Source organism: Ruegeria sp. YTSA219, from assembly GCF_059609985.1.
This window is the reverse complement of record NZ_JBXWMT010000009.1, coordinates 44,823-60,177: the sequence shown is the minus strand read 5'-3', so window position 1 is coordinate 60,177 and position 15,355 is coordinate 44,823. Positions and strand designations below refer to the sequence as shown.

The 15,355-nt window shown below is 55.7% G+C and carries 18 protein-coding genes and 1 pseudogene; 6 read left to right on the top strand and 13 right to left on the bottom strand.

The window, feature by feature from the left end; all coding sequences use genetic code 11:
• Position 1: 1 nt before the first annotated feature.
• Complete coding sequence (locus tag AC2FFB_RS13625; protein WP_496713256.1) at positions 2-790, top strand: heme ABC transporter ATP-binding protein; 789 nt, start codon at positions 2-4, stop codon at positions 788-790.
• A 24-nt stretch (positions 791-814) separates the two neighbouring features.
• On the opposite strand, the gene AC2FFB_RS13620 is transcribed toward AC2FFB_RS13625, so the two are convergent.
• Complete coding sequence (locus AC2FFB_RS13620; RefSeq protein WP_496694064.1) at positions 815-1,519, bottom strand: SDR family oxidoreductase; 705 nt, start codon at positions 1,517-1,519, stop codon at positions 815-817.
• A 98-nt stretch (positions 1,520-1,617) separates the two neighbouring features.
• Between AC2FFB_RS13620 and AC2FFB_RS13615 the strand changes: the two genes are divergently transcribed.
• Entirely contained in the window at positions 1,618-2,496 is an 879-nt protein-coding gene (locus AC2FFB_RS13615) for a LysR substrate-binding domain-containing protein (RefSeq protein WP_496875042.1), read from the top strand.
• A gap of 228 nt (positions 2,497-2,724) precedes the next feature.
• On the opposite strand, the gene AC2FFB_RS13610 is transcribed toward AC2FFB_RS13615, so the two are convergent.
• The 11 genes from AC2FFB_RS13610 to AC2FFB_RS13560 all read right to left on the bottom strand — a co-directional run bounded on the left by AC2FFB_RS13610 (position 2,725) and on the right by AC2FFB_RS13560 (position 11,735).
• On the bottom strand, positions 2,725-3,816 hold the full coding sequence (locus tag AC2FFB_RS13610; protein ID WP_496690038.1) for an alpha-hydroxy acid oxidase: 1,092 nt from the start codon (positions 3,814-3,816) through the stop codon (positions 2,725-2,727).
• Positions 3,816-4,370 (bottom strand): sulfopyruvate decarboxylase subunit beta, encoded by a 555-nt coding sequence (comE, locus tag AC2FFB_RS13605; RefSeq protein ID WP_142637717.1) that lies wholly within the window; start codon positions 4,368-4,370, stop codon positions 3,816-3,818. Before comE ends, AC2FFB_RS13610 begins: the two co-directional genes overlap by 1 nt.
• Positions 4,367-4,873: a sulfopyruvate decarboxylase subunit alpha gene (gene comD, locus AC2FFB_RS13600; protein WP_496690039.1), complete on the bottom strand. Its 507-nt coding sequence runs from the start codon at positions 4,871-4,873 to the stop codon at positions 4,367-4,369. The genes comE and comD overlap by 4 nt, the downstream gene beginning before the upstream one ends.
• Before the next feature lie 40 nt (positions 4,874-4,913).
• The gene (locus AC2FFB_RS13595; RefSeq protein WP_282027722.1) at positions 4,914-5,327 is read right to left on the bottom strand and encodes a universal stress protein; all 414 of its coding nucleotides are present in this window, start codon (positions 5,325-5,327) and stop codon (positions 4,914-4,916) included.
• A gap of 33 nt (positions 5,328-5,360) precedes the next feature.
• On the bottom strand, positions 5,361-6,341 hold the full coding sequence (locus tag AC2FFB_RS13590; RefSeq protein WP_496823865.1) for a zinc-dependent alcohol dehydrogenase: 981 nt from the start codon (positions 6,339-6,341) through the stop codon (positions 5,361-5,363).
• Complete coding sequence (locus AC2FFB_RS13585; protein ID WP_496875041.1) at positions 6,338-7,099, bottom strand: SDR family NAD(P)-dependent oxidoreductase; 762 nt, start codon at positions 7,097-7,099, stop codon at positions 6,338-6,340. The genes AC2FFB_RS13590 and AC2FFB_RS13585 overlap by 4 nt, the downstream gene beginning before the upstream one ends.
• Complete coding sequence (gene hisD / locus AC2FFB_RS13580; RefSeq protein WP_142637705.1) at positions 7,092-8,399, bottom strand: histidinol dehydrogenase; 1,308 nt, start codon at positions 8,397-8,399, stop codon at positions 7,092-7,094. The genes AC2FFB_RS13585 and hisD overlap by 8 nt, the downstream gene beginning before the upstream one ends.
• A gap of 12 nt (positions 8,400-8,411) precedes the next feature.
• The gene (locus tag AC2FFB_RS13575; RefSeq protein ID WP_142637703.1) at positions 8,412-9,740 is read right to left on the bottom strand and encodes a TRAP transporter large permease; all 1,329 of its coding nucleotides are present in this window, start codon (positions 9,738-9,740) and stop codon (positions 8,412-8,414) included.
• A 12-nt stretch (positions 9,741-9,752) separates the two neighbouring features.
• Complete coding sequence (locus tag AC2FFB_RS13570; protein ID WP_281973202.1) at positions 9,753-10,265, bottom strand: TRAP transporter small permease; 513 nt, start codon at positions 10,263-10,265, stop codon at positions 9,753-9,755.
• A 114-nt stretch (positions 10,266-10,379) separates the two neighbouring features.
• A complete protein-coding gene (locus AC2FFB_RS13565) occupies positions 10,380-11,528 on the bottom strand; it encodes a TRAP transporter substrate-binding protein (protein ID WP_271949927.1) in 1,149 nt (382 codons plus the stop codon).
• A gap of 21 nt (positions 11,529-11,549) precedes the next feature.
• Positions 11,550-11,735, bottom strand: coding sequence for a hypothetical protein (locus AC2FFB_RS13560; protein WP_142637697.1), 186 nt, complete (start codon positions 11,733-11,735; stop codon positions 11,550-11,552).
• Positions 11,736-12,024: 289 nt separating this feature from the next.
• On the opposite strand from AC2FFB_RS13560, the gene AC2FFB_RS13555 reads away from it, so the two are divergent.
• From AC2FFB_RS13555 to AC2FFB_RS13545, 3 genes are all read left to right on the top strand, one after another.
• Entirely contained in the window at positions 12,025-12,243 is a 219-nt protein-coding gene (locus AC2FFB_RS13555; protein WP_496875040.1) for a hypothetical protein, read from the top strand.
• A 327-nt stretch (positions 12,244-12,570) separates the two neighbouring features.
• The gene (locus AC2FFB_RS13550; RefSeq protein ID WP_425595857.1) at positions 12,571-12,762 is read left to right on the top strand and encodes a helix-turn-helix domain-containing protein; all 192 of its coding nucleotides are present in this window, start codon (positions 12,571-12,573) and stop codon (positions 12,760-12,762) included.
• A gap of 52 nt (positions 12,763-12,814) precedes the next feature.
• Positions 12,815-13,654, top strand: coding sequence for a DMT family transporter (locus AC2FFB_RS13545; RefSeq protein ID WP_142637693.1), 840 nt, complete (start codon positions 12,815-12,817; stop codon positions 13,652-13,654).
• A gap of 49 nt (positions 13,655-13,703) precedes the next feature.
• On the opposite strand, the pseudogene AC2FFB_RS13540 reads toward AC2FFB_RS13545, so the two are convergent.
• Positions 13,704-13,964, bottom strand: a pseudogene (locus AC2FFB_RS13540) (transposase); the annotation flags it as partial.
• A gap of 156 nt (positions 13,965-14,120) precedes the next feature.
• Between AC2FFB_RS13540 and AC2FFB_RS13535 the strand changes: the two are divergent.
• Positions 14,121-15,239, top strand: coding sequence for a putative 2-aminoethylphosphonate ABC transporter substrate-binding protein (locus AC2FFB_RS13535; RefSeq protein WP_496710130.1), 1,119 nt, complete (start codon positions 14,121-14,123; stop codon positions 15,237-15,239).
• The last annotated feature ends 116 nt before the right edge of the window (positions 15,240-15,355 follow it).

Sequence of the window (15,355 nt, the reverse complement as noted above, 5' to 3'; positions counted from 1 at the left end):
CATGCAAGGTAAGAATATCTGCGTCAGTCTGGGCCGAAAGGACATCTTGCACGACGTGAATTTCAAGGCCGATCCCGGTCAGGTCACCGCAATCATCGGGCCCAACGGATCGGGCAAGTCGACCTTACTAAAGGCATTGGCCGGAGAGATTGCCTCGACCGGAACCATCACCCTGAATGGCCACGACATCTCAGAATTAAAGCCCTGGCAACTGGCCGCAAAACGGGGCGTGCTGCCACAATCGACCAGCGTGGCCTTTCCTTTCAAAGTGCACGAGATTGTCAGACTGGGGCTGGCAAACGGGTTGGCCGCACAAGATGACAGTTCGGTCACTACCGCCCTGGCACATGTCGACTTAGCCGGGTTCGAGCAGAGGTCTTACCAGACCCTGTCCGGGGGTGAGCAGCAGCGTATACAGTTAGCCCGTGTTTTGACGCAGGTCTGGCAGGCACAACGGACCGATCATCCCAGTTGGCTTTTACTGGACGAACCGGTTGCCAGCCTGGATATCGCGCATCAATTTACGGTCCTTGGTATCGCAAGCGATTTTGCCGCCCAAGGTGGAGGTGTGGTGGTGGTGATGCATGATCTGAACCTCACCGCGTTATTTGCAGACTGTGTTTACGTGATGTCACAGGGCACTGTCTGGGGCTCTGGTACACCTTCAAATATCCTCACCGACGACCTGATGCAGCAAGTTTACGGCATCAACCTACCGATCGGCATTGTGCCGACCGGCCCGCTTCCTTTTGTACTGCCTCAGGCAATGCACAAATGCATTGAGGCTTGATGTTGTGCAAACAGATACGTTGCCTCAGACAGCGCGGGTCAATCCCCCATCAACGCGCAAGTTTTGACCCGTCATATAGCCACCGCCTTCAGACGCCAGCCATGAGACAAGCGAAGAGACCTCCGCAGCATGACCGTAACGTCCCATCGGAATCCGGGCTTTGCGGTCTTCTGTTTCGGGCAGGCTGTCGATGAAACCCGGCAGGATGTTATTCATGCGAATATTCTCTGCGGCATATTTATCAGAATAGAGTTTGGCAAAGGCGGCCAATCCTGCCCGGAAGACGCCTGATGTTGGAAACAGCGGATCGGGCTCAAACGCCGCGAAAGTAGAGATGTTGATAATCACCCCCCTGCCCTGTTGCTGCATCAAGGGTGTCACCAGCCGTGTTGGGCGGATCACATTCATCAAATAGACCTCCATCCCTTGATGCCAATCATCGTCACCGATCTCTAATACGGGCCCTTTCGGGCCATGACCGGCGGAATTGACCAAGACATCGACGTGGCCCCAACGCTCCGTCGCGCCCGTGACCAAAGCAGTCAGATCGTCACCACTGAGGTTAGAACCAGTGACGCCAAAACCACCCAGCTCGGCGCCGAGTGCTTCGCCTTTACCCGAAGAAGAGAGGATGCCGACTTTGAAGCCATCTTTGGCAAGCCGGCGCGCCGCGTCAGCCCCCATGCCACTCCCGCCCGCGGTAATCAAAGCTACTTTTTCTACTGCCATCTGACGATTCCCCTTTTGTATTCTGTGAAAATATCCTGTTTCGATGGATCGTTCGATTGAGATTTGATGTTTCATTACAGTAGAAATACTATTGTCTCATGGCTGATCTTCCTCCCCTCAACGGTTTACGGGCATTCGAAGTCGCTGGGCGCCGCCTCAGTTTCCGCGCCGCTGCGGATGAGTTGGGCGTAACACAAGGGGCGGTGGCGCAGCAGGTGCGACTGCTGGAAGCTCACCTAGAAGTCACATTGTTCGAAAGGGTGCCCAAAGGATTGGAGTTCACCTCGGTTGGCCGTAGCTATCACGCACGTATATCGGTTGCCTTTGCGAGCCTTAGATCTGCAACCGCCGAGCTAAAGCCGGAACCGGACAAGGTTATAATAAGCGTTACCCCGACTTTTGCTGCGAGATGGTTGATCCCGAATCTGCCGGACTTTGCAGAGAGCCATCCGGAAATCGACTTGCGGATCATGGCCACTGAAAAAGTCTCCAGCTTTCACAGCGACGGGATCGACCTTGCCGTCCGGCAGGGATCGCCGCCGTTTGGCACCGCGCTTCGGGCGGCGCTTATTTTCAGACAAGAGGTGATTGCCGTAGCCGCACCCGAGTTTATCAGCGACGCATTCGATTCGTTAACACCAGATGACCTTGCACACCTGCCCAAAATTCATGACACGCATGACCTTTGGCCGCGATACCTTGCAAACCTAGGGGTTCGTGACAAATCGCAACGCGGCCTTCGATTAAGCCAGACAGCGCTTGCGGTCGACGCTGCCATCGCGCGGCAGGGTGTGGCCCTTGTCAGCCGTTTCATGGTTTCCCGAGATCTTGAGGCAGGACGCCTGGTAGAGGTTGGTGCGGCAAGAGACATCGGTGGTAGCGATTTTTACCTCCTCATAGAGCGTTCGGCCGCAAACCAACACGCGGTGATGCAAGTCGTAAACTGGCTAAAATCGCGGTCGGCGAGAGAAACGTGATCGGCTTTCGCTTCCTGCAAAGCGCACGCATGCGCGTCTGAAATGAATGGTTGCTTAGGTTTCCCAACGCTTCCCAATTCAGGGTATTTGCACTCTCGAACCTGCCGGCAAACACCTCGGGCCGCTGGCGTAGTCGAACACAGCGTCCGGGGCAAAATAATTCGTAACGGCATCCGGATCGTGTGCGTTAGAGGCGTTACCGACGGCATTCACATTTGTTCCGTTGCTTCAGGTCAGTTTCGTCCGACCAACCTGAGCAAGTGCACTGGACAACTCTTCGCTGAGAATATTCCACAGTCTATGCAAACCCTCTTCGCCGGCCGCGGCGATGGCAAATTGCAATACGCGGCCAAAGAACACATAATTTGCGCTCTGATCGAGGGCTTTCAGAACGTCTTCGCCAGATCGTAAGCCACTGTCGTAAAATAGCGGAAAATCCGCACCAACGCTATCTCGTATCCGGCCCAGCGCGTGAACGGCTGCGGGTGCGCTTTCAAGTTGCCGTGCGCCATGATTTGACACTTGAATGGCGTCAACGCCTTCGGATTTCAACTGCAGCGCATCCTCGGCGTTGGTCACGCCTTTTACTACCAGGTTGCCCTGCCACAAATCGCGCAGAGCCTTCAATGTTGTCCAAGTCGCCCTCGCGCGGCTTTCGGTGCGGTCGAATTCAAAGCCCGGCATCTCGAAATTTGCCATCTGCGGACGACCTGCGGCAAGTGACATAAGCGACCATTGCGGGTGCAGGGCAAAGTCCAGAAATTGGCGGGGTCCGATACGGAATGGCATGGTAAAACCATGGCGCAACTCACGCGGTCGGCGACCAACCTCGGGCACGTCGACGGTTACGATCAGGGTTTCGTATCCGGCATCTTGCGCCCGCTTTGCCAGCTTGAATGACCCCGTTCCGTCCCCGCTGAAATAAAGCTGGAACCACGCGTGCCCTTCGGCGACCTCGATCATTTTTTCCAGCGGGGTTGAGGCCACGGTCGAGACCCCCAAAGGCACGGATGCGCGCGCGGCCAACCGCGCCAGCATCAGATCTGCACCAGGTCTGGACAAATTACACATGCCCATCGGCGCAATGCCAAAGGGCCGCTTGGCAATCTTGCCAAACAGCGGCATGTCCAAAGACCGATGGCTGACATCTTTCAGTATCCGGGGTTCAAGGCAAATGTCATCCAGAGCAGCGCGGTTACGCGCAGCCCCCGTTTCTGACCCTGCGGCCCCATCGATATAGTCAAACACCATCCAAGGCAGACGTGCCTTGGCCAAACGCCGCGCATCCTCACTGGAATGAATTCGCGCGGCGCGGTTCATCAACCAGCCACCGCTTTCATAAAGCGATCCTTGATGATCACCGGGTCCATTGTAATGACTGGCATCTTGGCATTTCCGCTGTCGCATTTCACGATCATGACCGTGCCGACCTGCGCGTCCATCGCCTCTTGCAATGCTTTCCCGGTATCAACATCCTGCACTTCAACGACATTGTCACATCCGGCCGCACGCGCCATGCCCGCCAAGTCGGTCTTGCGCCCGGTATAGGTCGGCTGATCACCGGTTGATCCATATGATCCATTGTCGATGATCATCAGGATAAAGTTTGGAGGCATATTGTTCCCAATGGTTGGCAAGGTGCCCAGATTGGTTAACACCGACCCGTCGCCATCAATGGAGATCACGGTTTTAGGCTGCGCCAGCGCCAGACCCAAGCCGATAGACGAAGCGAGGCCCATCGTGCCGAGCATGTAGAAATTCGTTGGTTGATCGTCGATGGCATGCAGTTCTTGGCTGGGGATGCCAATGTTGCAGACCACTAGTTGATCACGGAGTTGAGGTGCAATTTCCTTGAGGATTTCAGAACGGATCATTGGTCGCCATAGCCTCCCCAGAAACTGGCATCGGTCAGGATTGCCACGGGTTTGTTGCACATAAAGGTATACTTCAGGATCATATCCAGCTCTTCCACATCCTTCTGGTGATGGAAGTGGTAGGTGGGGATATTCATCTGTGCCAGCAGCGCCTTGGTATGCACCGCCATTTCCACCTGGCAAGCCACGGGCTCACGCAGCTCTCCGCGATAGCTGATCAACATCGGCAGCGGCATCCGGTAATACTGGATCAACGTCGCAAGAGTGTTGATCGTCACCCCAATGGCTGTGTTCTGCATGATGATCGCAGGGCGTTTTCCACCCATCCACGCACCGGCACACAGGCCCATGCCCTCGTCTTCCTTGTTCGACGGAATATGGAAGATATCGGGGTGTTGGTCTATTTCCTCGATAACGCCCGCAAGCTGTTTGCAGGGCACCGTCGTCACGAACGAGATGTCATTCGCGACAAGATCATCGGTGATCTTCTTGTCTATGTTCATGTTGCAGAAGGGCCTTTCTTGAAAGGAGAGGAGAGCGTCATCAAGAGGACGCGCGATGCACATGGACGGCACAGCCTGCGTGCCGCACGACGCGAGCAGCTGTGGAGCCCAGGAAATAATCTCTCAGACCAGGTTTGTGGGATCCAAGCACGATGCAGTCGATGCCATGCGCCTCGGAATAGTCGATGATAGTGCGGGCCGAATGTCCTTTTACAATCACAGGCGTGACACCGGGATGTCCAGACAATTTGCCCTCAAGATCAGCACGCGCTTTTTCAAACCCGGCGGCAACCATCTCTTCGTCCAGATACGCACTAACAGAGCCTTGGGGCGCCTCATGAACGTGAAGGGCGAAGATCTGGGCATCCTTTGCACTCAGCGCGTTGGCTATCTCAAGTGTATGAGTCGACACGCCATGGTCCAGCGCCATCGGGACGAGGATTTTATAGTACATGAAGTGTCTCCATTTGGTTGGTGATCATAAGTGTCAGGCCCACGGATCGAGGATGATCTTGGGGGCTGCAACCGCTCCCGATCGTAGATCGGCAAATGCCTGCGGTCCATCATTCAGGCTGCGATGTTCTGCCCAGTCTAGCGGGCCAAGCGCGCCATCGAAAAGCGCGCTGCAGGTATCCCGGAAGTCCTCCGGTGTGTAGGTATAGGTTCCGATGAACGTCACCTCTTGCAAGGTCATCCGCCGGATATCGAGGCCGCCCGTGTCTTCGCCCAGGCCGATATGGACGATGACGCCCCCCGGTTCAGCCATGGCAGAAGCTGCGGCGCGTGTTGCCGCGTATCCGACGGCGTCGACCACGATGCCGTACTGCCCTGCCCCTGCGGGTACAGATTTCACTAGGCATTGATCTTCCAGGAATGTGCGTCGCTTGTCGCTTGGTTCAGCAACAGTTACGTCATCGACCCCCTGCGCCTTGAGGGCAAGGGCCGCGGCAAGACCAATAGCCCCGCCCCCCAGTACAAGCGCGGTGCGGCTGGCACCCGGATCAAGCCCCGTCAGCCCCAACCGTATGGAATGCCAACTGACGGCCAGAGGTTCGGCCAGTGCAGCCTTTTGCAACGGAACATGATCCGGCACCACGATAAGATTGCTGCCTTGCATTGCCACATATTGAGCAAAGGCCCCTTCGCGCGGCGGCATGGAGATGATCATACGGTCCGGGCACAGGTTATCTCGGCCCGTCTGACACGCGGGACAAGTGCCACAGCTGACCAGCGGATTGATCGTGACCCGTTCGCCGTCACGCGCGCCGCCCTCAATCACACCCGCAGCCTCATGGCCCAGAATCAAGGGCGCAGGACGCCTGTCGTCATGGCCGAGGTAGGCGTGCATGTCCGACCCGCAGATGCCCGAGGCCTCGATACGAACCAGCGACTGGCCCTGGCCGACCGTCGGGTTGGGGACTTCGCGCACACCAAGCGTTTCGACACCTTCGTAGACCAACGCTTTCATTTTGCTGTGAACCCTCCGTCGACCATCAAGGTTTGTCCGGTCACGTAACCGGACGCGTCCGAGCAGAGAAACAGCATGGGGCCGTCCATGTCTTCCAAACGGCCATTGCGTCCGATGCAGGTCTGGACGGCATTGCGCGTGGCTCGGTTCGGATCGGCAAAGACGGCCTCGGTCAGTTCTGTCGGAAAAAACCCAGGCCCAATCGCATTGGCTGTGATGCCATAGGTCGACCACGCCTCGGCCATAGCGCGGGTCAGTTGGGCAATGCCCGCCTTGGTCGTCCCATAGGCGATGCCACCGGGAAAAGCGCGCGTGGTTTGGAGCGAGGCAAAATTCACGATCCGCCCCCACCCCTTGGCCTTCATCGCGGGCACCAGCGCCTGGCTCAGGAAAAACGGGGCCGAGATGTTCAGCGCCACGGTCTGGTCCCAACCTTCTGGTGTCACGTCATCCGCCGTCTGACGGGTGTTGATGCCCGCGGCGTGCACAATGATGTCTGGCGCTCCGAACGGTGCGCTGACCGCTTCTACCAAGTGTGAGAGTGCATCACGGTCGGCGACATCCGCTGCAACGTAGTCCACATCTTTGCCGACCTCGTTTTGCAAGCGCTGCAGTGCGTCTTCGCGACGGGCTACGCCCACCACGCGGGCCCCGGCGCTTGCCAGTGCGATGACCGCACGCCGCCCGAGGCCGGAGCTGGCGCCGGTTACACAGGCCACACGGCCAGTCAGGTCAAACAGAGATCGTGGGTCAGCCATTTGCAGTCAGGTCGAACGCTTCATCCGGGAAATACTTGGCCAGACGAACATCCGCAGCACGGGCGTGCCCCTCCATCCCTTCAAGGCGGGAAATGCGCGCTGTGGCTTCGGCAACCTGCTTGGCACCCTCGCGTGTTGCACGCTGCCATGTGACAATCTTCATGTATTTGTGGACTGACAAACCGCCAGTATAGTTGGCGGCCCCTGACGTTGGTAGCACATGATTGGTACCCGTCGCCTTGTCACCATAGGAAACGGTCGTCTCTTCCCCAAGGAACAGCGAGCCGTAACATGTGAGCCGCTCAAGCCACCAATCCAGATCTTCGGCCTGCACTGTCAGGTGTTCGGGCGCGTAATCATCGGAGCAAACAGCCATTTCTTCGCGATCTGAGCATACGATCACTTCGGCATAGTCACGCCAAGCGGCAAAGGCGTTGTCGCGGTTCACCTCGGGCAGATCATCAATCAGGGCAGGCACAAGCTCCATCACCTTTTCGGCCAACACCCGGTCATCTGTGACCAGCCAAACAGGCGAGTTGTAGCCATGTTCGGCCTGACTTACCAAATCCGTTGCCACGATATGCGGATCAGCTGTTGCATCTGCAAGGATCAAACTGTCCGTTGGGCCCGCGATCATGTCGATCCCGACACGGCCAAAAAGAATGCGCTTGGCTTCTGCAACAAACTGATTGCCGGGGCCCACGAGGATGTTGGCCTTGGGCAGGCCAAACAGTCCGAACGTCATTGCAGCCACACCCTGAACGCCACCAAGTGCCATAATCTTGTCCGCACCACATAGGTTCGCGGCATAAATGATGGCCGGGGCAACTCCTACACCGGGACGGGGTGGCGAACAGGCGGTAATGTGGCGACAACCTGCAACTTTGGCCGTTGTCACAGTCATGATGGCCGAAGCAATGTGGCTATAGCGACCGCCGGGCACATAACAGCCCGCCGCATCAACAGGGATAGCCTTTTGCCCTGCAATCATGCCCGGTACGATTTCAACCTCGACATCGGATACTGTGGCCTTTTGCGCCTCGGCAAACCGTTTGACGTTGTCATGCGCAAACCGGATGTCCGCTTTCAGCCTCTCCGGCACAAGCGCTCCTGCCGCCTCGATTTCTTCGGCAGTCAAAAGGACATTGCCCTCGTACTGATCGAACTTGGCGGCGTATTCCATAGCCTTTGCATCTCCGCCTGCCTCAATATCGGCCAGAATTGTCCTGACCGTCTCGTGGACTTCGGAAGCATCCGATTTAGCGGTTAGGGTCGCTTTTTTCAGGTATTCACGTTTCATCTTAGCGAGGTCCTACTTGTAGATTTCGGGCAAGAACGTAGTCGAAATCGCTGGCATATAAGCAATCAGCAAGACAACCAAGAACATGCAAAGAACAAAGGGAACGGCACGGGCGGCAATCTTGAGGATGGATTCCCCGGTTATGCCAGACACCACGAACAGGTTGAGCCCCAATGGCGGCGTGATGAAGCCTACGCCAAGAGCTGTGATCATCATGATGCAGAACTGTATCTCGTTCATGCCGATGTTGTCCGCGAGTGGTTTCAGGATAGGCGCAAGGATCACGATATTCGGCGTGGTTTCCATAACGCAACCGGCGGCGATCAGGATTCCGATCATCAGCAGGATCAGTAACCATGGTTCATCCGTCAGCCCGGTCACCGATGTCACAAAACCTTGCGGCACGCCCATGATGGCCAGCGCTTCGGCCAGCGGAGCCGAGAAAGCGATTATGGGAAGGATGACGCCGTTCACCTTTGCCGAACTGACCAGCATGGCGGGAAAATCCGCAAGGGACAGCGTCCGCAGAATAAAGCCCATGATGATTGTCACGACTACGGCCGTTGCACCCGCTTCTGTTGGTGTCAAGCGGCCCGAGAATATGCCGTAAAAGATGATACCCGGCACGATAAACGCATACCAACCGGATTTTAGAGCACGCCCCAGATTACCCAACCATTCGGCCATCGTCATCTGTCCGCCACCTTCATAGGCGTAGATGCGGTTCACGATCAGGTTTGTGATCAGGATCGACAACAGGATCGCGATCCCCGGGATCAAGGCCGCAAGGAACAGGGTCGATGCGGATATCCCGAGCACAAGGCCGATGATGATATAGGCGATCGACGGTGGGATCAGAATGCCGGTACAGGCGCCCGCCGCCACCAGAGCGCAGGCATAGGGGCGCGGATAGCCGCTTTCGACCAAGCGTGCGATAGTCATACGTCCGACCGCGGCCGCACCAGCAGCGTCCGATCCCGAAATGGCGGCAAACATGCCACAGACAAGAACCGTGGCAGACCCGAAACCACCCTTGGTGAAACACGTCAATGCCTCGGCAACATCAAGGAATTTTCGACTGAGCCCGGTTCGGACCAGCACGTCCCCTGTCAGGATAAACAGCGGCACCGCCGTCAGCGCGAAGGCGTCAATGCCGGTGAACAGCTTTTCACCAACAAGGCTCAGGGGAAGGTCGCCGGACATGACCAGCATCAGGATCGCCGAAGTCCCGATGGCGGCCCAAACCGGAACCGCCAGTGCAATCAGCGAGACGAATATGATAACGGGGAGATAGAAATCCCAACCCAGCTCGACGGTTTGATCAAAGGTTTGCCAAAGCATTCAATTCATCCCTCAATCAAAGAGTGTGTCGCCCTCAAAAACGGGTTTGCCCGTTCTGAGAGAATGGATGTCGCGCAGTAGGGATTGAATCAGCCGCAATATGATCAGGCCGAACCCCAATGGAACCGCCATCAGGAACCATACTTTGGAAATGCGCAGCCCGTCCGTGACCGACCCGAATTTGGCAGACACATGCACGGCTTCGTAGGACCAATAGAGGGCAATCACAGCAACACCGAACATCACCAGGTCGCCAAAGATATACAGCAAAGCCTTCGGACGCGGCCCAAGGTAGTGCATCAGCACGTCAATGCGGATATGCGCGCGCTCTTTCACTGCAGCCGCAGCACCAATCCATGCGAGATAGATGAAGGAGTACCGCACAATTTCTTCGCCCCAGATCGAGGAAAAAGAGAATATTTCCCGGCGCAGCACCTCGATCGCCATGGTGATGACAAGCATCACGTAGAAGACCAGAAGCAACCAGCGCTCGGCGTCTCTATCAATTCGGCGCAAAAAGCTCATGTGAGAACCTGCTGATTTGCCTAGCAAAACGAACCGCGCTGACGCGTTTGGATTTTACTGAGGCGGGAGAATATTGGTGATCGGGCGCGCGTGGAGGCACGCCCGACCCGACTGTTAAGCGTCATGCACGTAGTACTTGCCTTGGGTACCTGCGGCTTCTTCCATCTTGGCGAAGTTGTCCATGGAACCGGCCAGATCGATCTTGAACTCGTCCCATTCGGACCGTTGGTAGCCACCAGCGGCTTTCCATTCGGCCAGTTGCTCTTCGCTGAGCGAGTGGAATTCGACACCTGCTTTGATCAGTTCGGCCATAGCGTAGGCACGGGCCGATGGCACTTTGGCAAGGTTCTGGTGCGAGGTCATCTCGGACCCCCACATGATCCCTTCCTGCACGTCGGCGGGCATTGAGTTAAACCATTCCAGGTTGCACGAATAAACTTGGCTGTCTGGCACGGCCTGGGTGAAAGTCACATGGCTCAGGATATCTTTGAAACCAAAGACTTCGAGCGCACCCACGGACGGGTCAAGCGCGTCAGCGACGCCCTGTTTGATCGCAGACGGGGTTTCTCCCCAGGCCACAGGCGTCGGATTTGCACCAACCATGCGGTAGTATTGCTGCAGCATCTTCGAGCCGGGAACGCGGAACTTGACGCCGGACAGGTCGCCAGGTGTCAGGACCGGTCCGGGGCCACCCTTGCGGATGGCAACTACACGGGGGTCGATGTTGATATAAAACAGCGCCTTGAAGCCGTTTTCTTCGACCTTCGGCTCAACCGAGTCTTTCCAGAACTGCGAGTTGACGAGGTTTGTGAAACGCTGGTTCGACCCGCACAGATACGGCATGTTGATCAGGTCAACGGTCGAGGCAAATGGCGCGAAGTTCGAAAGCGAATGCTGTGCTGCCTGAATTGTGCCACCCTGCACCGCCTGCACCAGCGCGCCGCCTGCACCCAGCTGCCCGCCAGGCGCGAGTTTGACATAGACCTTGCCGTTGGTCGCGTTCTGGATGTTTTCCTTCAGGTCCAGCTGCATGATTGGATAACCACGCGACGCACCGACCGGATAGGCAGTTGCCAGAACCATGATATGGTCCGCGGCAGCCTCACGGTCGCGCTCTTCGCTGGCACTTTGCGCTGCAGCTTCAGTTGACCACAACGTCCCCGCAGCACCAGCTACCATGGCCGCCGTGAAGCCGCCTGTTGCCGTCAATTTCAGAAAATTTCGGCGTGCTGCCGACGCAAGGTCCTTGCGATCTTTGTCCATTATGTTTCCTCCCAGAAATCCTTAGCTGCCGTTCTTTTTGTTTCGGTCAGCCTCTTTTTGAAGAATGGCGACGACAAACAATATCGACGCGGCAAACAGAACCAGCATTTCGCCCACGTCCCCAAGGAATGCGCTTGCTGCAAAGGCCCCCAGAGCGACGTTGGCGAAGTAGATGACAAAGACGATCAGCGAGGCGGTAAGGAACATAAAACAGGATCCGAAAAGGTTGCAGTTCTGAGCGACACTGTAAGCGCTTACATTTGATTCGTGCAAGCGCTTACATTCGAGGCACATTTTTTGGCGCTCTCGGCGATTGCGGACAGGAAGACCCCAAGCAGCGACCAAAGTAATACTATTATGGTCGGATACATTCTGAAAATTCATCGTGTTAGCCAAGTCGCCGTACAACAAGAACGGTGGGCCGGGTTCCACACCGCTGCATCAGCCGATGCGCGGGATGTCAAAACCCCCGACCGTGAACTTATGGAGAAATTCAATGAATGAGATGACCAATCTGCAGGCGGTAACGAGTATCTCGCCCTTTCTATCCCATTATGACAATTTCATCGGAGGCGACTTTTGCAAGCCAAAGGCAGGCCGGTATTTTGACAATCTAAGTCCGATCACCGGCCAGCCCATTGGCCAAATCGCACGGTCTGATGCTTCAGACGTTGAGGCCGCACTGGACCCAGCGCATTCGACTGCCGATACCTGAGGTTCGACCAGCGTGACCGAGCGCGCGAATGTTCTCATGCGGATAGAGCAAAAGCTGGACGACAATCTGGAGCTGCTGGCTATTGCGTGGTCCTGAATCCGGCCAAGCAACACCAGCGACGATCATGGTGTTCTGTGAACTGATCGCGGATATCCTGCCTGCTGGCGTGTTGAATATGGTTAACGGATTTGGCCTTGAGGCGGGTATAGGGCCCTGCGGCGTTCATTTCGCATATAATACGTTTTCTTCAATTCTGATTGAATTCTCTCAAGACACGGAAGCCGGACAGTTTTGACCGCGAATCAATGCCTAACCTCGTTACGAACCATGACGAACTCAAAGCCAAACTATATGGCAGAGCGGTTGGAGAAGGCTCATGCCATCGCCGAATTCACTGACCTGTATATGACAGAAATTGCATTGGCCTGTGGATTTGTTTCCTGTACGACGCTTTCGCAGCGATACAAGCGAAGATTTGGTAGAACACCAGTCGATCAGCTCATGAAGCAGAGCGCATAGAGGTGCAAAATCATATGTGTCTACAAGGCGTTTTCGCTGATTGCGACGAGCAATGACAGTACATGCGATCCTCATCGTACTGTTTGCGGCTTTCCTTCATGCGCTGTGGAATGCGGTCGTAAAGGGCGCGCCTGACAAGGCCATTATGTTGGGATTAATCTCGATCGGGCATGCCATACCTGCGCTTGCCGTGCTTCCTTTTACGGGCTTTCCAGTAATGGCTGCAATTCCATACATTATTGGTTCCACCTTGATTCATTGGGGATATTACTGGTTTCTCAACACCGCCTACCGTTACGGCGATTTATCGGTGGTGTACCCCATCTCGCGCGGGATAACGCCCATATTAGTGGCGTTGGGAGCGGTCTTTCTTGCCGGTGAATTCCTTCCTCCGGGCGCGTGGATCGGTATTGTCTGCATTTCGGCCGGCATCGGTTGCCTGTCTTTTGGCGGACTTGGAAAGGGCACGAACTGGGTAGGTATCGCGGCGGCATTCGGAACAGGTTTGATGATTGCTTCCTACTCTTTAGTCGACGGTATTGGCGTGAGACTGTCAGGGAATACGCTTGGATATATCACGGTATTGTTCGTGGCTGAGATCTTCGTGGCGGGGTTCATCTTCTCGACCCGATGGGAGCGCCTCATCGCACTTCCAAAGAGATATGTCTGGTCAGGCTTAGCAGGAGGAATCATTTCCGGCTTAGCCTATGGTCTGGTGCTCTATGTTAAGAGTTTCGCACCGTTGGGTGTCGTATCGGCGCTCCGAGAAAGTTCGGTCATCTTCGCTTCAATAATTGGTGTGATGTGGTTTGGAGAGGGTCCAAAATCCAACAGGCTCCTGGCGGCGATAATCGTGGCAGTTGGAATTGTGGTTCTGGCCCTAACAAGATGACGTACAAGTTGGACTAAGGAGAAGGAAGTTGCGGGATAACGAGTCCAAGGCGCAGGTCTTTAACTTCGGATAAGGTCGCCGCACGTATCTTATAGCCCGCGAGGCGCTTCTTGCCAGCTTCAAGGAGTTCTTTGGACCAGCTATAGTACAGACTCTGAGCGATGCCTGCCCGGCAGCACAGCTCCGCAATGCTGTCTTTACCCTAGAGCCTGTCCAGAACGATCCTGATCTTCTCTTCCGCTGAATAGTGCTTGCGGGTAGCAGTATGTAGCCTCGGATTTCGTAGCCCACCGCCCGTTCGATGGGCCAATGCCGAAGCGTACTGATTTGAACGGAACTCTTGGGTGACTGGTGCAGGGAGAGTTCCTATCTCATATCAATGGGGTATGACACTCAATTCCGAGCGCTAGGGCGGATTGCCTTACATAGGTTTTGCTTATGATGTGGAAGGTATAATCGATTTTTCTTGATCTATTTATCTGTCACACTGCCGGGGCATGGAACTGCAAATAAGCGCTGCTCAAGAATGGCGTTCCCGAGAATAATCAACCGACAGAGGATCACGATGAAACATAAGACCAAATTTCTTGCAGCCCTGGCCGTAAGCTCCTTGACTGCTACAGTTGCGTTATCTGAAACCGAATTGACAGTTTACACAGCCGTCGAAGCTGAAGACCTGGCGCGCTACGCTGAGACGTTCAATGCGAGCAATCCGGACATCAAAATCAACTGGGTGCGGGATTCGACCGGGATCATCACCGCCAAACTGTTGGCCGAGAGGGACAACCCTCAGGCAGACGTCGTGTGGGGTCTCGCAGCCACTTCGCTGTTGTTGCTCAAGTCCGAAGGTATGCTGGAGCCTTACGCGCCTGCGGGTGTTGGCGACCTAGACGCGAAATTTGTCGATGGCGACAATCCTCCGGCGTGGGTTGGCATGGACGCTTGGGTTGCGGCAGTTTGCTACAATACCGTCGAGGCCGAGAAGGCGGGACTGAAGCCACCAACTTCGTGGAAGGATCTTACAGACCCCATGTATAAGGATCAGGTGATCATGCCAAATCCGAACTCGTCGGGCACTGGTTTCCTTGATGTTTCAAGTTGGCTGCAGATGTTCGGCGAAGAAGGCGGCTGGGAGTACATGGACGGATTGCACGAGAACATCGCGCGATATACCCACTCTGGTTCAAAGCCGTGCAAACTGGCTGCTGCAGGTGAGATCCCGATTGGCATCTCTTTTGCTTTCCGTGGTGCTAAGTCGAAAGCTGATGGTGCGCCGCTTGAGATCATTGTCCCGTCAGAAGGTGTCGGCTGGGACATGGAAGCGACCGCTATTGTTGCCGGTACTGCAAATCTCGAAGCCGCGCAGAAACTGGTTGATTTCACCGTCACCAAGGAAGCCAACGAGATGTACAATACAGGGTACGCCGTTGTCGCCTATCCTGGCGTCGCAAAACCGGTCGAGCACTTCCCTGAAGGTCTTCTGGATGCGATGATCGACAACGACTTTGAATTTGCCGCCAACAACCGCGCGGCGATACTGAAAGAATGGCAGTCTCGCTATGACGGGAAGTCTGAAGCGAAGTAAACCAACCTGCAGAAGAGGTGTAAGCACCTCTTCTGCACACCACTCTATTTTTCCAAACAACGCGACCAGCGCGCCCGGCTTCAACCGGCCCAGATCGGCCGTTCCCGAGGTGCAGA